Annotated in this window: 14 protein-coding genes and 2 rRNA genes; 15 read left to right on the top strand and 1 reads right to left on the bottom strand. The window is 41.2% G+C overall.

All coding sequences use genetic code 11. From position 1 onward, the window contains the following. The 9 genes from NI464_RS07085 to hisC form a co-directional block, all read left to right on the top strand. Window positions 1-138: ribosomal RNA gene (locus NI464_RS07085) — 23S ribosomal RNA — on the top strand; the annotation flags it as partial. A 176-nt stretch (window positions 139-314) separates the two neighbouring features. Next, window positions 315-429: ribosomal RNA gene (gene rrf, locus NI464_RS07080) — 5S ribosomal RNA — on the top strand. 195 nt (window positions 430-624) lie between these two features. After that, complete coding sequence (locus NI464_RS07075; protein WP_004279145.1) at window positions 625-2076, top strand: RNA polymerase factor sigma-54; 1452 nt, start codon at window positions 625-627, stop codon at window positions 2074-2076. A gap of 184 nt (window positions 2077-2260) precedes the next feature. Continuing rightward, complete coding sequence (hpf, locus tag NI464_RS07070; RefSeq protein WP_253138043.1) at window positions 2261-2593, top strand: ribosome hibernation-promoting factor, HPF/YfiA family; 333 nt, start codon at window positions 2261-2263, stop codon at window positions 2591-2593. Window positions 2594-2726: 133 nt separating this feature from the next. After that, a complete protein-coding gene (ibaG, locus tag NI464_RS07065) occupies window positions 2727-2978 on the top strand; it encodes a BolA family iron metabolism protein IbaG (protein WP_004730742.1) in 252 nt (83 codons plus the stop codon). A 7-nt stretch (window positions 2979-2985) separates the two neighbouring features. Then, window positions 2986-4242 carry a UDP-N-acetylglucosamine 1-carboxyvinyltransferase gene (murA, locus tag NI464_RS07060; RefSeq protein WP_004279150.1) on the top strand — a complete coding sequence of 419 codons (1257 nt, stop codon included), beginning with the start codon at window positions 2986-2988 and terminating at the stop codon, window positions 4240-4242. Beyond that, window positions 4242-4943, top strand: coding sequence for an ATP phosphoribosyltransferase (hisG, locus tag NI464_RS07055; RefSeq protein WP_195725120.1), 702 nt, complete (start codon window positions 4242-4244; stop codon window positions 4941-4943). The genes murA and hisG overlap by 1 nt, the downstream gene beginning before the upstream one ends. Before the next feature lie 186 nt (window positions 4944-5129). After that, window positions 5130-6434 (top strand): histidinol dehydrogenase, encoded by a 1305-nt coding sequence (gene hisD / locus NI464_RS07050; protein WP_253138042.1) that lies wholly within the window; start codon window positions 5130-5132, stop codon window positions 6432-6434. Window positions 6435-6582: 148 nt separating this feature from the next. Further along, a complete protein-coding gene (gene hisC, locus NI464_RS07045) occupies window positions 6583-7671 on the top strand; it encodes a histidinol-phosphate transaminase (protein WP_253138041.1) in 1089 nt (362 codons plus the stop codon). A gap of 131 nt (window positions 7672-7802) precedes the next feature. Here the strand turns inward: hisC and NI464_RS07040 are convergent, their stop codons facing one another. Further along, window positions 7803-9134, bottom strand: a complete 1332-nt coding sequence (locus NI464_RS07040) for an anthranilate synthase component I family protein (protein WP_253138039.1) — start codon at window positions 9132-9134, stop codon at window positions 7803-7805. Between the two features lie 259 nt (window positions 9135-9393). Here NI464_RS07040 and filA point away from each other — a divergent pair, with 259 nt between their 5' ends. The 6 genes from filA (at window position 9394) to filF (ending at window position 17490) form a co-directional block, all read left to right on the top strand. Continuing rightward, window positions 9394-10443: a putative pilus system protein FilA gene (gene filA / locus NI464_RS07035; RefSeq protein WP_180038487.1), complete on the top strand. Its 1050-nt coding sequence runs from the start codon at window positions 9394-9396 to the stop codon at window positions 10441-10443. 187 nt (window positions 10444-10630) lie between these two features. Next, the gene (gene filB, locus NI464_RS07030; protein WP_180038488.1) at window positions 10631-11464 is read left to right on the top strand and encodes a putative pilus system C39 family peptidase FilB; all 834 of its coding nucleotides are present in this window, start codon (window positions 10631-10633) and stop codon (window positions 11462-11464) included. A 34-nt stretch (window positions 11465-11498) separates the two neighbouring features. Next, complete coding sequence (gene filC / locus NI464_RS07025; RefSeq protein ID WP_005247185.1) at window positions 11499-12704, top strand: putative pilus system protein FilC; 1206 nt, start codon at window positions 11499-11501, stop codon at window positions 12702-12704. A 12-nt stretch (window positions 12705-12716) separates the two neighbouring features. Further along, window positions 12717-14381: a putative pilus system OmpP1/FadL family transporter FilD gene (gene filD, locus NI464_RS07020; RefSeq protein ID WP_004279160.1), complete on the top strand. Its 1665-nt coding sequence runs from the start codon at window positions 12717-12719 to the stop codon at window positions 14379-14381. A gap of 7 nt (window positions 14382-14388) precedes the next feature. Next, window positions 14389-15537, top strand: coding sequence for a putative pilus assembly protein FilE (gene filE / locus NI464_RS07015; RefSeq protein ID WP_253138038.1), 1149 nt, complete (start codon window positions 14389-14391; stop codon window positions 15535-15537). Between the two features lie 21 nt (window positions 15538-15558). Next, window positions 15559-17490 carry a putative pilus system protein FilF gene (gene filF / locus NI464_RS07010; protein ID WP_253138037.1) on the top strand — a complete coding sequence of 644 codons (1932 nt, stop codon included), beginning with the start codon at window positions 15559-15561 and terminating at the stop codon, window positions 17488-17490. Window positions 17491-17522: the final 32 nt, after the last annotated feature.

The following is a 17522-nucleotide window of genomic DNA, read 5'->3' as shown; positions in this document are numbered from 1 at the left end:
CCTACCTCAAGATAAGATTTCCCCGAGACTTTATGTCTCCTAAAGAGCCGTTGAAGACTACGACGTTGATAGGTTGGATGTGGAAGCATAGTGATATGTGAAGCTGACCAATACTAATTGCTCGTGAGGCTTGACTATACAACACCCAAACAGTTGTTGTATTAAGCATCAATCGATTCGATATTAAGCAAAACAGCTTGATTTAGTGAACGCTAAAGAACAAAATACCCAACTCAGATATACCTGTTAATGAATTCTATTTGGTAGAAAGCAAGGCAAAACGTAAGACCTAGCAAGTATCCATAAACAGTTGTGCTGGCGACCATAGCAAGAGTGAACCACCTGATCCCTTCCCGAACTCAGAAGTGAAACCTCTTAGCGCTGATGGTAGTGTGGGATTACCCATGTGAGAGTAAGTCATCGCCAGCTCATTATTCGAAACACCCCCAACTAAGGTTGGGGGTGTTTTTTTGTGCGAAAAATTAAGTATTTAAAAATTATTAGTCGCGAAAGGCTAGGAATTTAAAATCCAATTTGTATGTTTTTTAGTAAATCTGTGTTATAAAAAATAAAACGGCATAAAAATTGCTTATAAAACGGGATTTTCTATTAAGGGGGGTAACAATGAGATTATCAGTGGGCATAAAAATTGCGAACTCGCTGTCATTAACTCCACAATTACAGCAAGCAATTCGGCTATTACAACTTTCAAGTCTGGAATTGGAGCAAGAAGTTCAGTTGCAACTTGATAGTAATCCTCTATTAGAAAAAGTTGAAGAGCAAATTACCCTTGAAAGCTTATCGACAATTGAATCAAATAATGAAAATCACGATCTAACCAATGAACTTAATGCCGATCATCTGCCTGATGACTTACCTGTAGATACCGATTGGGATGATGTTTATACCCATCAACCTACAAGTCTGGGGGCAGCCGAGTTCGAAGAGCGTGAAGATAATCGTCAAGGACATCAGAGCCTGCAAGAATATATGCTAGAACAAATTAATCTGTTGAATTTTTCACAGGTTGATAAATTAATCGCTTATTGCATCGTGGATTCTTTAGACGACAAAGGTTTTTTAGATGCAGAGTTGAGTGAAATTACTGCATCGGTACAACATTTACTCTCTTCTATGGGGTCTGAAGAAGAAATTGAAGATGATGAGGTTGCGGTCGTATTAAAGCATATTCAGCGTTTGGATCCCGTGGGTGTAGGCTCTAGAAGCTTGGCAGAATGCCTATTGGTCCAACTTGATAATTTACCTACATCAACGTCTTGCCGAAATGATGCGATCAAACTTCTGCAACATTATGAATTGTTGATTACCAATGAGCTTCCTAAGCTGATTAAACAGACTGGCTTAAATCCAGAGCAGTTGCGCTGTGCCGTAGATTTGCTAAAAACATTGAAACCTCACCCGGGTCTGGAATTTGAAAACAAGGAATCGGATTATCAGGTGCCAGATGTCGTGGTGATGAAAAAGAATAACTGCTGGCAAGTCAATTTAAACTCGGATGTCCTGCCAAAGTTACGGGTCAATTCTTTTTATGCAAAAATGATTCGTCGTGCAGATCAAAGCGATGATAATCAGTACTTGCGTAATCAGATGCTGGAAGCAAAGAACTTTATCAAAAGTATCGATGAAAGACATAAAACATTATTGAAAGTCGCAACTTGTATTGTGGAACATCAAAAAATGTTCTTGGAAATTGGGGCGGAAGGCATGAAACCTCTGGTTTTAAGAGATATTGCCGAAGAAGTTGAATTGCATGAATCTACAGTTTCGCGCGTAACCACCAATAAATATATGCTGACCCCACGTGGATTGTTCGAGTTGAAATATTTCTTCTCGAGTCACGTTGGCACGACTTCAGGTGGTGAAGCATCTTCTACTGCTATTCGTGCCAAAATCAAAAAACTGATTTCCGAAGAAAATGCCCGCAAGCCTTTGTCTGATAATGCAATTGCCAATATGTTAAAAGATGAAGGCATTGATGTGGCACGACGTACGGTGGCGAAATATCGTGAATCGTTACATATTCCTTCATCTTCTGAACGAAAAGTCTTGATCTAAAATTTGAAATCTGGCTATTCTAGAGATTCATTATGATAGCATAATGAATCTTTTTTTCTTTTGAGGAGCAGTAAAATGATTTGATCCAGGACTTAAAATACGGATATTTTATTTATAAGTTGCTGTATTTAAATTATTTTATATTGTGACTCTTCTAATCCTAACGAAGGTGAGGGATAGAACTATGCAAATAACAATTCGTGGACATCATTTATCGATTACGCCAGCTATTGAAGAAAGTATAAAAATCAAGTTTTCACAGATGACGAAGCACCTAGATCAGGTGAATAGTATGCAAGTGAAACTCTCGAAAGATCATCAAATTGATAAACGCTCTAGAAAGGGCAGTAGTAATCATATCGCAGAGGCTATTATCCGATTACCGGGCATTGAATTTTTTGCTCACGCCACCGCAGATGATATGTATACCTCAATTAAAATATTGACCGAAAAATTGAAACGGCAGATTGATCGATACCGGGAAATGCATTTACAGCAGCATCCTTTAGCTCTATAAAGGACAAATGATGAAAAAGAGGTTTTAAAAGCCTCTTTTTTTTATATATATAATGTATGGATCCATGAATTATTTTTGCTATTTATAGTAAAATGGCTCGTTTTACACCCTTAGTCCTATAAGAGGTCTTGTGATGAATAATGAACAGCTCGCTGAAATTTTAGAAGCCGCTTTTCCAGAGGCGGATGTTGCTGTGAGTGGTCAGGGCGGAAAATTTGATCTCCGTATTGTGGATGATCAATTTGAAGGTAAGCGTCCAGTTGCACGCCAACAAGCTGTTTATGCTCCTCTCAATGCCCATATTGCCAGTGGTGCAGTTCACGCAGTAACGATTCGCGCGATGACAAAAGAAGAATGGCGCAAAGCAAGCTTATTTGGAGCTTAATCATTTAATGGATAAATTTTTAATTCAGGGCGGTATCAAGCTCGAAGGTGAAGTGCGCATTTCTGGTGCAAAGAATGCAGCACTTCCATTATTGGCAGCAATGATTCTTGCTGATACCCCGATTACGCTCAGAAATGTTCCTAATCTAAAAGATGTCAATACGTTGGTGAAGCTGATTGCTGGTCTTGGGATCACCATGACTTATGAAGGCGATACGGTTGTTGCTGATACTTCTACATTAGATAACCAGTTCGCACCGTATGAGCTCGTAAAAACTATGCGTGCTTCTATTTTGGTGCTTGGTCCATTATTGGCGCGCTATGGCAGTGCAAAAGTGTCTTTACCAGGCGGTTGTGCGATTGGTTCCCGTCCTGTCGATCAGCATTTGAAAGCTTTAGAAGCTTTAGGCGCCGAGATTGAAGTCGAAGCCGGTTATGTACATGCCAAAGTCGATGGTCGCCTGAAAGGTGGCGAAGTTGTCTTTGATATGGTGACTGTGGGTGGGACAGAAAATATTCTGATGGCTGCCGTGTTGGCCGATGGTGTGACCACGATTCGCAATGCAGCACGTGAACCTGAGATCACTGATCTTGCGCAAATGCTGATCAAGATGGGTGCCAAGATTGAAGGTCTAGATACCGATACTTTAATTGTGACCGGTGTCGAACGTCTGCATGGCTGTGAATATGCGGTTGTTGCTGACCGGATTGAAACCGGTTCATATCTGGCAGCAGCAGCGATCACTGGCGGTCGTATCAAAACCACGCATACTGATCCGTCCCTGATGGAAGCGGTGCTGGACAAGTTTGAAGAAATGGGCGCAGAAGTGACCCGTGGTGACGACTGGATTGAACTGGATATGCTGGGTAAACGTCCGAAAGCTGTCAGCTTCCAAACCTTACCACATCCAGAATTTCCAACCGATATGCAAGCCCAGATTATGGCTGTGAATGCCATTGCTCAAGGCTTTGCGACAATTTCTGAAACGATTTTTGAAAACCGTTTCATGCATGTTCCTGAATTGGCACGTATGGGTGCCAATATTCAGGTAGAAGGTAATGATGCTGTGGTAACGGGTGTAGAAAAACTTTCTGCCGCACCCGTAATGGCAACAGATTTACGTGCTTCGTTCTCTTTGGTGCTGGCAGCACTTGCCGCTGAAGGTGAAACGCTGATTGACCGCATTTATCATATTGACCGCGGTTATGAAGATGTAGAAGCAAAGTTACAAAGTTTAGGTGCCCAAATTAAGCGAGTAAATTAATGAGCGATATGAGAAACGATGATCCAAACTTTGACGTAATGGGCAATTTTGATCATGGTTTAACTTTGGCATTAAGTAAGGGGCGTATCTTAAAAGAGACTTTACCTTTGCTAGAAACAGCAGGGATTAATCTTTTAGAAGATCCTGATAAATCTCGTAAATTGATTTTCCCGACCACGCATAAACAGGTTCGTATTCTAATTTTACGTGCTTCAGATGTACCGACTTATGTTGAAAATGGTGCAGCCGATATTGGTGTGGCCGGTAAAGATGTATTGATGGAACATGGCGCGCAAAACGTCTATGAACCATTGGACCTGAAAATTGCGGTATGTAAATTGATGACCGCCGGTAAGGTGGGGATGCAACGTCCTAAAGGTCGTTTAAAAATTGCGACCAAGTACGTGAATTTGACCCGTCAATACTATGCCAGCTTGGGTGAGCAAGTGGATGTGATCAAGCTGTATGGCTCCATGGAACTTGCACCATTAGTTGGTCTGGGCGATTACATCGTCGATGTCGTAGATACAGGCAATACCTTGCGTGCCAATGGTTTAGAGCCACTTGAAGAAATTTGCAAAGTGTCTTCGCGTTTAATCGTGAATAAAGCCAGCTTCAAGCGTAAGCAAGCATTATTAAATCCGATTTTGGCTCAACTGGAACAAGCGGTTGAAGCACGTGAAAAGGCCAAACATGCTTAAGCTTGTTGTTTAAAAAAGCCGTCCTTTCAGGGCGGTTTTTTTATTCGATTGAACATAAATACGATGTAAATTCTTTCATCAATTTGACCAAAAGTTATTTCCAATAAAACTCATAGGGCTAGAGCACTATAGCTGCCGACAAAAGTCTGGAAAACAGGTAAACTAAAGCCTTCGAATTCAAACCTGATGGGTAAATTGATGCGACGTTTATCGACCCAAGATCAAAACTTCAAGCAAGCATTTGCTGACTTGTTGGCTTTTGAAACTGTTAATGATCCTGAACTTTTAAAAACTGTAGACCAAATTATTGCTGATGTTCGTCAACATGGTGATGCTCAAGTTCTTAAACTCACTCAACAGTTCGATCGACATCCGGCACATCAATTTTCAGATTTAGAGTTAAGCCAAGAGCAACTACAAGCTGCCTTTGAGGGCTTAACAACTGAAGTGCGCGAAGCTTTGGAGCTTGCTGCAGTACGCGTGCGTGAGTTTCATCAGGTACAAAAACAGGATGGCTGGACCTACGTCGATGCTTTAGGAAATACACTCGGTCAGAAAGTGACTCCACTGGATCGTGTCGGGATTTATGTACCGGGTGGTCTGGCGTCTTATCCATCTTCTGTATTGATGAATGCAGTGCCTGCACATGTGGCGGGTGTTCCTGAAATTATTATGGTAGTGCCTGCGCCGAATGGTGATTTAAACCCATTGGTACTGGCGGCTGCATATCTGGCAGGCGTAACGCGTGTCTTTACAATTGGTGGCGCGCAAGCGGTTGCGGCATTGGCTTACGGTACAGAAACTGTCCCAGCAGTAGATAAAATTACCGGCCCAGGCAACCGTTTTGTTGCTGCGGCAAAACGTGCGGTGTTCGGTCAGGTCGGTATCGACATGATTGCAGGACCTTCTGAAATTTTGGTCTATGCCGAAGGCCAAAATAATGCTGAATGGTTGGCGATGGATTTACTTTCGCAAGCTGAACATGACACTGTGGCACAAGCCATTTTCATCACACCAGATGAACAGTTGCTAAATGCCGTTGAACAGGCAATAGAAATGCATCTGGCAACATTGCCAAAGGCAGAAATTGCCCGTACTTCGATTGCCAATCGTGGTGCTTTGGTGCTCGTAAAAGACCGTCAGGAAGCATCGGATTTGATTAATCAGGTGGCACCTGAGCATTTGATGTTATGTTTAGATGATGCAGAAGCAATGTCTGATAGCATTCGTCATGCAGGTGCAATCTTTATGGGTCGTTATACGCCTGAAGCCATTGGTGATTACTGTGCCGGGCCAAACCATGTCTTGCCAACTTCAGGTACTGCGCGCTTTTCATCGCCACTTGGTGTCTATGATTTCCAGAAGCGTTCAAGTTTGATCATGTGCTCACAAGAAGGTGTAAAAACTTTAGCAAAAACCGCGGATATCTTGGCGCAACAAGAAAACCTGGATGCGCATGCGCGTTCAGCACGTTATCGTTATCAATCATAAATAGCATTACCACCTCTCCCTGACCCTCTCCTAAAAGGAGAGGAGAATTTAAACCACAAAAATCTTGTGTCTTTAGTAATGAAAATTCCTCTCTTGCGCCATATATGGCTCAGGGAGAGGTTAGGAGAGGGTTTAAAGAGAATACAAAATGAATATCACAACAGAACAAATGCGTTTTTGGAGTCCTGAAGTACGTGAATTAGAACCGTATATCCCAGGCGAACAACCAAAAATCCAGAATATTTTAAAACTTAATACCAATGAAAATCCGTATCCGCCATCACCCAAAGTGGTTGCGGCAGTACAACAGGTATTGGCAAATTCAGCAGACGTTTTGCGTTTATATCCAGATCCGGATGCGTCTGAACTGAAACAGGCGATCGCTAAACAGCAAAATGTACCTGTTGAAACCGTCTTTGTCGGCAATGGCTCAGATGAGGTTTTGGCACATATCTTTAAAGCATTTTTTGTTCAAGAACGGCCTGTACTTTATCCAGATATTACCTATAGTTTCTATCCGGTTTATAGTCAGTTTTTCGGCGTCAAAACCAAAATCTTGCCACTGAATGATGACTTTGAAATTGTTGTAAATGACTATAAACAAGCTAATGGTGGCATTATTATCACTAACCCTAATGCACCGACTAGTATTGATCTAGGCTTGGTAGCCATTGAGGAAATTCTGCAAGCCAATCCGGATTCAGTGGTGGTGATTGATGAAGCCTATGTGGATTTTGGTGCTGAATCAGCAGTTAAGCTGGTTGAGAAATATGAGAATTTAGTCGTATGTCAAACCACATCGAAGTCACGTTCTCTTGCGGGTTTGCGTGTTGGTTTTGCGATTGCCCAGCCACATTTGATTGTAGCACTTGAAGCAGTCAAAAATAGCTTTAACTCTTATCCGATGGACCGTTTTGCGATTGCTGCAGCGGTCGCTTCATTTGAAGATCAAGCCTACTTTGAAGCACAAAATGCAAAAGTGATTGCTAGCCGTGAAAAGTTGGTGTCCCAATTAAATGAGCTTGGTTTTAAAGTTTTACCATCGAGTGCCAACTTTATTTTTGCCTCATTGCCATCTAAGGATGCAGGTGAGCTTGCAAGGGAGTTGCGTGAACGTGGCATTATCGTGCGTTATTTTAACAAGCCACGTATTAACCAGTTCTTGCGAATTACTATTGGTACAGATGAGCAAAATCAGCGTTTAGTCGATACCTTGAAAAACGATATTTTAGCTTAATCTCCCCAAACTCCTCTTTATAAAAGAAGGGTCTTCTTAGTTTTACTGAATTAGAGGATTCCCTCCTTTGGTAAATGAGGATTAGGCTGGATTCAAAATAAAAAAGCGAATCAAATGATTCGCTTTTTTATTTATTCAGGCTGATACCATGTATTTAATAGATCCAGCATCGCTGAAACTTTATCAAAACATTCCTGATATTCTGCATCACAATCTGAAGAAATAGTAATTCCACCGCCCGCCCATAAAGAAACATCTTCTTGATATTTTTGGAGGGAACGAATCAGAATGTTCCAGGAACCGGTACCATCAAAATTAAAATAACCCATTGAGCCACAATAAGCTCCACGTGCTGCACCTTCCAATTCAGCAATAATCTGCATGGCACGAATTTTAGGTGCCCCCGTAATTGAGCCACCTGGTAGGGCTGACATTAGCACCTCGAAAGGATTCACATCCGCTTTTAAGGTCGCTTCTACTTCGCTCACCATATGATGCACTTGATTAAAACTTTCGATATTAAATAATTTGGGTGTTTTAACTGAACCTGTTTCCGCATAAATACTTAAATCATTACGTAATAAATCCACAATCATGACATTTTCTGCCTGATCTTTTTCCGATGTTTTTAAGTTGTGTTTAGATTGTTCATCTAGCACAGGATCGCTATAGCGTGGCATGGTGCCTTTAATTGGTTTGGTGATAATTTTCCGATTTTTTTCGAAGTCAATAAATAACTCGGGTGAGCAACTGAGTAATTCAAAATCACCAATACGCAAATAACCCGCATAGGGGGCTTCGGTTAATGCCCAGAATGCTTGGGCAGTGGCTAAGAGGGAGCCTTGGGCACGACCTTTAAATTCTTGGGTTAGATTAATCTGATAGCAGTCACCTGCAACAATATAGTCCTGAATTTTCTGAAAAGCCTGAGTATAGACAGATTTGGTCCAGCGTGAGGTACAAGGATTTTTTAAATGAAATGTCGGGTGAATTTTATCTTGATTAAGTAGGTTCTGAATATGATTGAAAATCTGTTCTGCCTGTGGATCATCACTATAGAACATCCAGCCATCAGGGGTTGGTTTAATGTAGGAAGGAAATTGACCAATAAATAAACCAGGTTGAGGATGGTCTGGATACTGAATATATTGTTGAGCCGCATAATCGTAGCCGATAAAACCAACATAGCCTCCATGAAAGCCATTCTCTTGAGGATTTTTTAATGCATCAATCACTAAATTAAATTCAGATGGGCTGGATTGATATTGTTCAATCCCTGTTCTTTTAAAAGACTGAATTTGTGATGTCGGCGCAACAAAATATTCTTGAGCGCAGCAGGCAATAAAAGGCCGACCATTATTATTTAAATACACTAGATGATCCAATGTCTTCAATGCGGATAATAGATCTGTAACCAGACGTGATTCAAACTTTAAGGGACGATGATAGAGAGCTTCGGTCATTCAGTTATGGAGAGTTCGATATGACTTACTATTTTATATCAAGACGCCAGGAAAATATTTTTAAATCATGAAATACCGTTTATCGGTAAGCGACAGATTGCGACCAACAACAGTTGATCAAAATTTGACTCGACGCTAATTTAAGTGGGCTAGCAAATTACTCAAGGAAAGATGCTTAAGCTGTCAGAAAATAAAAAATACAGCCTAAACACTGAGTAATTCACAACCAAAAAAAATAGTACTCTTGGGAGAGTAAACAATGAAAAAATTTACAAAATTAGTTTTAGCGACTTCAGTTGCATTTAGTGCCAATGCGATGGCGATGCAAGCAATGGATGATGCATCTCTAAGCGAAACAACGGGTCAAGACGGTTTGACAATTGGTATTGGCATCTCGAAAATTGCTATTGAAAAATTATTTATCCATGATAACGACGGTTTAGCGCCAAAAGGTGTTGCAAATGAGGCGGGTTTCGGAGGTACTTCTACAGCAGGTGCGATCGTAATCCGTGGTAAGACTGATACAGCACCTGATGCTGCTGCTCTTGCTGATCCTACTACTGCAACGCATGGTGTAGTAATCGGTGCCAATTATGACAATAATGGTGCCTATTTACTTGCATCCCGTAACCTTGCTGACTTGGTAATTGATTCGGATGCTGGTGCTGGTAATCCTTTCATTAATGTTGCTGCACAAGTATCGGGTCTAGATATCAAAGTTGGCCGAATTGGTGTAACTGCATCTGGTACAGATGATCCGGATTCGATTCGTCGAGGTGGTGCCGGTGTTGTAAACGACATCATTAGTGGTTTTGACGTTAAAACTGGTGTGATAAATGCCAATATTCAACTGGGTGCTGCTCCACAAGGCGCTATGATCAAGATGAATAGTGTAATGGTAGGTGGTCTAGAAATTAAAAACCTAGGTATTTTAGATAACTCGTCTAAAAATAAAGCAGTGGGGCTTGTAGGTACGACTCCAGTGACTACACGTGAAGCCGGTGAGATTTTTGTTGAAAGTATCAAAATTGCAGATGCGGATTCTAATAATTTAACCATTAGTCAGAATATTTCTGTATATAACGATGCTTATGTAGGTACTACAGCTCAGTTAGGTAAGGCAGCGCATGTTCGTATTGTAAGTAATGATACTGGGGCGAAAGACCAATACATTAAAGGTATTCATTTAGGTAACCGTGAAGCAAGATCATCAATTGGTGATATGGAAGTTCAAGGTTTACAAACTTTCTACTCTCAAGCTCAAGGTAGTTATACTAAAGGCGCAATTATTACCATTTCGGGTCACTAATCTTTATTTTAAAAAAGCGCGTGTTTACACGCGCTTTTTTATGACTATCTCACTTATCTAAAAAATAAAAAAAATACTGTATTTTTTTGAAAAAGCAGGTATCTTTCTAGTTACAGGGAAGTAGAGTGAATGCTCTATAAAAAGAAAAATAGGCACATCATGCCCATTATAAGAAAAGTTAATAATTATGTTAGAGATCGCGTTGGGCTCGGCGTTGATGTATTACGCTGCCAAAGAAGCTCTGGATATCAAAAAACAGCCGAATGGGGCTGTTCACTATACTGAAGTTCTTGATTCAAGAAATGACTCTTTTGTGCGTATGCACCGTGAAACTGTAGAAGTAAAACCGGCACTTCTAGATCAGTTTCAGGGCATTGTACGTCAAGCTTATGATTATAGTTGTGGTTCAGCAGCACTTACGACCCTCCTCAATGGTTATGTCGGTACGCAGCTGGATGAGCAGCAAGTCATGAGTGGGCTAATGAAATTCGGTGAAACAGATAAAATTGTTGAACGCCGTAGTTTTTCTCTGCTTGATATGAAGCGCTTTGTTTCAGCCTTAGGGTTGGAAAGTGGAGGCTATCGAGGAGAGTTCAAAGATTTAGTCAATCAAGATCAGCCTGCCATTGTTCCGATTTCTTATGCGGGATTTAAGCATTTTGTAGTTTATAAAGGTTATAAAAATGGCCGGGTTTATGTTGCAGATCCGGCACTTGGTAATATCAGTTTTGAGGAACGGCGTTTTCAGGATATTTGGGAAAATAATACTTTGTTCCTGATTAATGTACCTGAACAATATCGCAAAAATTTTCTAGCATTAAAAGAATCAGATATGCGCCATGTAGAAGATGCTACGATCAATCGCTATGCCTTGGTTGACATGCAGTACCCACAATTTTATATGGAAAAAATTGCTGATAAAGCTTCTACGATCCGTATGGACCGTAATCGTAATACAGAGTCAGAACAATTTGGGGAATATCAACATAACTTCCTGAGACTGTATTACAAGAATAAATAAAACGAAAAACAGTAATAAAAATTAAAATGGTGAAATGGATATGAACAGTAAATGGATGAACAAGACGTTCTTGGCACTGAGCATTCAAATGGTAATGGGCGTTGCATTTGCTGCAGAAGAACCAGCACTAGGTGAATACGAAACGGTTGATGAAGAAGTTGTTGTTGAAACTGCTGCATCTGTACCGGCTCAAACCGGGCAGGTCAAAACGCAGACTGCAGAAGAATCGGAACTAGGTGGATATGAAGCAGTTGAAGAGGCTGCCGTGGAAACAGCAGCACCTGTAGAGACTCAGGCTGGCCAGGTAGTAGATGCATCTCAAGCTTTACAGCAACAAGAAGGAGATGCTACTCAGGCAGCTAATCTGGAAGAAGTATTTACGTCAAATGAACGCCAATACTCTCTGATAAAACAAGGTGAAATTTCATCATATTACGATATTGATTATACCTATTATCGGGACACTCAACTCGATATAGAAATGGCTCAGGGCCAATTGTATCAACTACGTGTTCAAGAAAATGCAACACATAGTATGACTAATACTTTCACTTTCCAATATGGCGTGAAAGATAACCTGACCTTGACTGCATCCCTACCTTTAGTGGCTAAAACTGACTTGTTAAAAGATACGTCTACGGCAGGCTTGGGTGATATTAGTCTGGGTGCTCGCTGGGAGCCCTTCCCACTAAAAGCAGGTCGTCTGCCTCTGATTTTATTTGGTAATTTATCAACTAAAACCGGTGATAGCCCTTATGAAATTAATGCCGCGACAGATCTGGCAGCAGGAAAGGGCTATTACTCTGCTGGAGTGGGTGCTAGTACACGTAAATACATTGACCCAGTTGTATTGTTTGCATCGGTTTCTGCGAACTATGGTTTTAAAGAATCGGGCCTGAATCAGCGTCGAGGTAGCCGGATTATTGAGGAGTTTGAACCTGGTGTTAGTGGAGGCTTTGCCTTTGGTTTCGCATATTCATTTAACTATGATGTTTCGATGACCATGTCCTATCAGCAAAGCTTTAATACTGGTGCGGAATTTAACTATAACACTGGTGAAAGTTATTCTGCTGCAGATCAGACCAGTTCTACCTTTGCAATTTCCTTAGGGGTGCGAGTTTCTCCAGAAACAATTGTTAATGGTACCGTTGGCCTAGGGCTGACCGAAGATGCACCGGATGTTTCGTTGGGACTGTCATTCCCACTTGATATTTTAGGTTTTGGTAAAAAAATTAGTTAATAGGGGTGTCGTATGAAAAACATTCGACTTAGCCCGTTATTAACAGGAATTATTCTTGCGGGCTGTTCAAGTTATACCTTTGCACAATTGGGAACCAACCTTTCAGTTGATTTACGTGCACTATCCATGGGGAATGCCGTCACCGCAGATCCTCCAGGGGTCAATGCCATCCACTTTAACCCGGCTGCACTGACTAAAATTGATGGTCTGCAAACCGAACAGCAAATCATTGTGGCTAATTTTGATATCCAGCGTGAGTTTTCAGTACCGGCCGGATATAACGTATTTGGCTATTCTGATGATCCTATTGTCTGTAATGACGGTCCTGAAGTTTCATCTGATTTGTGTACCGATTTTAAAGGCCCAGTCAAAGGCGATGTGGAATATGTCAGCCTGTATGTTCCTTTTCTGAAAAAAATGGTGGATTTAGGCGAAGGTCTTCCTTTGACTGCACCCACGATGGGGATCGCATACAATCCCCCTGGATCGAAAGCCACTTATGCGACTGCTGTTTATGCTCCTCTCATGGCAGGTTTTGGTCATGAAGATGGGAACCCGGCAAACTTTATGGGACAGCAGGTTGCTTTAGAGCGGATTACCTATCTGTCACCATCCATCGGTTATGAGGTCAATGACCAACTGTCGATTGGTGCTTCTATCGGGATGTCTTATCAAGCCATCGGGATGAAAACGGACTTGCGTTTCCCGAATGAGTTGATTGGGATGTTGCGTATGATCGACGAAGTCGTGTGTACGCCGTTTAAAGAAAATTCCGACATTATTACAGATATTCTTTTGCTCGGGATCTGTAATGCGGATGAGGGGATGAACCCATTTGGCAAGTTTGGTCAAATGCAACTGGAGCTTGAGCAGAACTTAAGCCCAAGTTATAACCTGGGAATATTGTGGGAACCGCGCGAAGACTTTAGTTTTGGTATGGTGTACCAAAGTGCTGCAAAAATGCGCTTAAAAGGTAAATATCATATTGATAATGCCAAAGCTCCTCAGGAAATGATTAAAGGTTTAATGACCTCACCGACCGGCCAGATTCTGGCTGCAATTCTTGGATTTCCTAATTACATACCATCGAGTGAATCTGGTCTGGTGTCGCAGGATTTTGAATATCCGGCGCATTTTCAGGCAGGTATCAAATATAAAGTGATGCCAGATTTGCAAGTGAATTTTGATATTGGCTGGACAGATTACAAGGTCTGGGACGAATTTAAATTCGAATTTGATCGTACCATTTCAGCCCTAAAAATTGCCAAAATTTTGTCTGCCAATGTTACTGACTCAACCTTGGCTTTACCGATGGGATTTGAATCGCCGTGGAACTTTGGTATCGGGATGGAGTATTCCGCTACAGACCGTTTGAAGCTTCGGGCAGGTTATGAACCACGGACCAGTGCTATTCCAAAAAATAAGCGTAATACCATGGTACCGATCAATGGTGCACAGTTATTTGGTTTAGGTGTGGGTTACCGTTTTGATGCAGACACTGATCTGGATCTATCAATTGGTTTCTTGCGTAGCAAAGATCAGATTCCAGCAAATACCAGTAGTTTAGCCAACCAGACAGGGGTAAATAACCTGTTATTAAACCCATATGCAGGTTTAAACGTAAAAACAGATACCAAAATTACAATTTTAGGTTTGAATTATCGCACGCGTTGGTAAGGGAAAAATGATCAAGACAGGGAACGTTGGATTGACAGCGGTACTGGCATTAAGTCTGGTATCCGTGTCTTTTTATACAAGCGCTAAAGAATTTATTACGATTATTGGTCCGGATGGACGACCATTAGTCGTACCCCGTAATAATGCAGAGAAAAAAATTGAGGACAAATCTCGATTGTCGAAAACAGTAGGAACTGCAGCAGTTCATTCCACACCTGTAAAGCAAGACATAGAAAAAGTGCCAGTCGTAGAAAATAAACAAGTCAAACTTAAGCAGGATCATATTATGGTTGTACAACCAGTACAACCAGTACAACCAGTACAACCAGTACAACCAGTACAACCGCATATTGCACAAGCACAGATTGAGTCTACACCACGATTAATACCTGGATCTAAAGCTCCTCAAATTTCTGATGCTGGAACAGGATCTTCTGTTGCTAACATACAAAAACCGCGATTTAGCCAGGTTGAAGGCATTGAATATGTGGATAGTGAGTATCTGGAAAATAAAGAATTTAATTTGGAAGGCAAAAAACGTTTCTATAGCATGCCCGAAGGAGTAGTAGATAAAAATATCGGAACTACCCGGATCCAGATAATTGAACGTGAAAAAGGGGTGGGACAATCCGTATTAAAATCCTTGTTTCAAACGCCAGAAGTAGATTCTGGTCCTGTGGTACTGGCTCAAAGTTATTATCGTATTTCACAGTCGGAGACCATCAAGAGCTTAGGCAAGCAGTGTTTTAATGATAAGAAAATTAAAAAAGCGAAAGAAATCAGTTTTAAAAAAGCAGTTAACCTCTGGCCTCGTGCGCCTCTTAAAGCAGACGAATTTGATTTTGAAGTGGTAAAGCTTCAATCCGATATCCAGAATATTCAGATCAACTCTTATGCCTCTAGCCAGAAAAATCCAACGTATTATTGGCCTTTTGTTGTATTTTTAGACAGTCGTGGCTGTGTGCTTGAAGGAGCGGGCGGTTATAAAAATCAGGAAGAACAGGCTAATATTATTCAACATGAGCGTATCGAAGGGGTTCTCCAGATTCCTGCACAAACTGAATATGTATTATTGACGCCTTTGGCCTCCGCGATAGATGTTGAAGACAAGATGCTGACAAATCATGGACAACTAAAATTAGTCGCCATTCGATAAGGACTATTCGAGTATAAAAAGATGAAAAATAAAATATTATTTCCATTTGCTTTAACCACACTTTTAACGGCACTGAGCGGGTGTGGTGGGGAAAGTGCCAATGTCATTCCAGAAAAAAACGATGAAGCCACGACCAATGGTACTTGTACCCCAGGTACAACGAACTGTGTGGAATGGGGGCTGGAATATCCGCTCGATGGTTTGAACTTTAACTGTAGTAGCGATACAGAAAATACCTTTATTACGTTATTTGACAGTAAAAATGGGGTTGCTTCTGGAACCTGTCAAAAGACGGATAATATTGAGTTTTATATTCAAAGTTTTGCTTCGCGCAAGATTAATTTAGGTCAAATTAAACTCAGCGATTATGCTAGTTTTAGTGCCCAGACCCAGCTGCCGCGTTTAAGTGTAATCGATATTGCAACTGGGATTACTCGACGTCCGGTAGCTGATTTGGTGCCTAATGATCCTACCGTTCAGGTGGCCATGCGTCTGGTTAAAATTCTGCAAGCTTTGGCGCTAGAAGAAGGGCGTATTATTAATCCATCTGATGTACAACCTTTGTATATTACTGAAGAGATGCGTAAAGACCTGGCGAAAACCAGTGAGAATATCAATTTGATGGATGCCGATTTGGCGACCAAAATTAAAGATTTTGTTGATATCAGCACAATTTCGGATGAGGTGGCTTTTGCCACAGTTAAAAAGCTGGTGACGATTGCCAACGCAGCCGTGTATCAGCCAGAATTTTCATTATTCTCAACTTCAGGCGTGATTGGAAGTAACCTGACGGGTTCAGATGGACTGGTGGGCTGTAATCAAAACCCTTGTGATATTAAGAATAAGAATACTAAATATTTATTTGGCCATTTTATGCTGATTACCAATCGCCAGGGCTATACCTTTGGCAGTGGCTTACAATGGCGTGATACTCAGTTAACCTTGGCTAAAGAAAATTTATCTTCCTTAGGGGGGATTAATGCTCAACTCATCCGTAAGGTGAAACCGGTACAAATGACCGCTGATCCGCAAAGTTCATGGATTCATCCAACCAGTAAAGCCATTAACACGCCTTACCGCCTGAATGTCGCAAATAATGCGACTCCGCTTGAGTTGTATCAAGGCAGATTGTTGAATGATTATGTGATCGCGGGTAAAGAAGCTTTCTATAAAGTGGTGACTGACAAAAAATCGCTGGATACTTCCGATCAAGCCAACCTGGGGTTGTGGCGTTTGCAGGCTGATGGTGAAAACTATACGGGAAGCGTTGATCTATATAAGATTTTCCCAATTAGTTATCTGGATCGTCAGGTCTTTAAAACAGCGCAGAACGTCGCGGATGGGGAGAAATACATTTTCCCAATGTATGCCAATCTGGAATTTAAATTTACAGATACCACTGTCAGCCCAATTACTTTAGGAATTGTAATTGACAGTAATGGTGATGTACGCACCAATATGCAATCCTCTAGTAATTTCGCGACTGATCCGGTGAATGGCTGTCAAGGTGATGTGTTGGCAGATACGCTCTTAGATCATCAAGGCATACAACAATATCGCCTCGGGACTTTGGGACGTGCATTTGTCGCTGATAAAGCGGTTTCCATGCGCCTGATTTTGGCCAATGAAAAGTTTGGTAATATTAATGGCGCATTGGTAGGGGTAGACTCGCGCATCCAGTCTTCACCGGATTCTAGGGATTCGATTGTGATCGGTGGTGCACTGCTCAATTTGTCTAATGTGTTAGATACTAATGTCGGCCAGAATGGGCGTGTAACTTTCCTGAATTCGGCAGGTGATGGAGTACAATGGGCCAATACCTATGCCAGTTTTCAAAAAGTTTATAATAATAACAATGAGGGTGAAACACCGGCAGATATTAGCCTAGCAAAATTAAACGGTGGTTCGGTTGAGTTTAAGCTTGCGGATTGCTATCAAGTCAAAGCCAAATAATATTCTTTAAAAATAAAAAAAACCCATCTTAG

This window comes from Acinetobacter lwoffii (assembly GCF_024129685.1).
GTDB classification, from domain to species: domain Bacteria; phylum Pseudomonadota; class Gammaproteobacteria; order Pseudomonadales; family Moraxellaceae; genus Acinetobacter; species Acinetobacter lwoffii_X.
The sequence above is the reverse complement of the archived record's forward strand: the minus strand, read 5'-3'. Positions and strand labels throughout refer to the sequence as shown.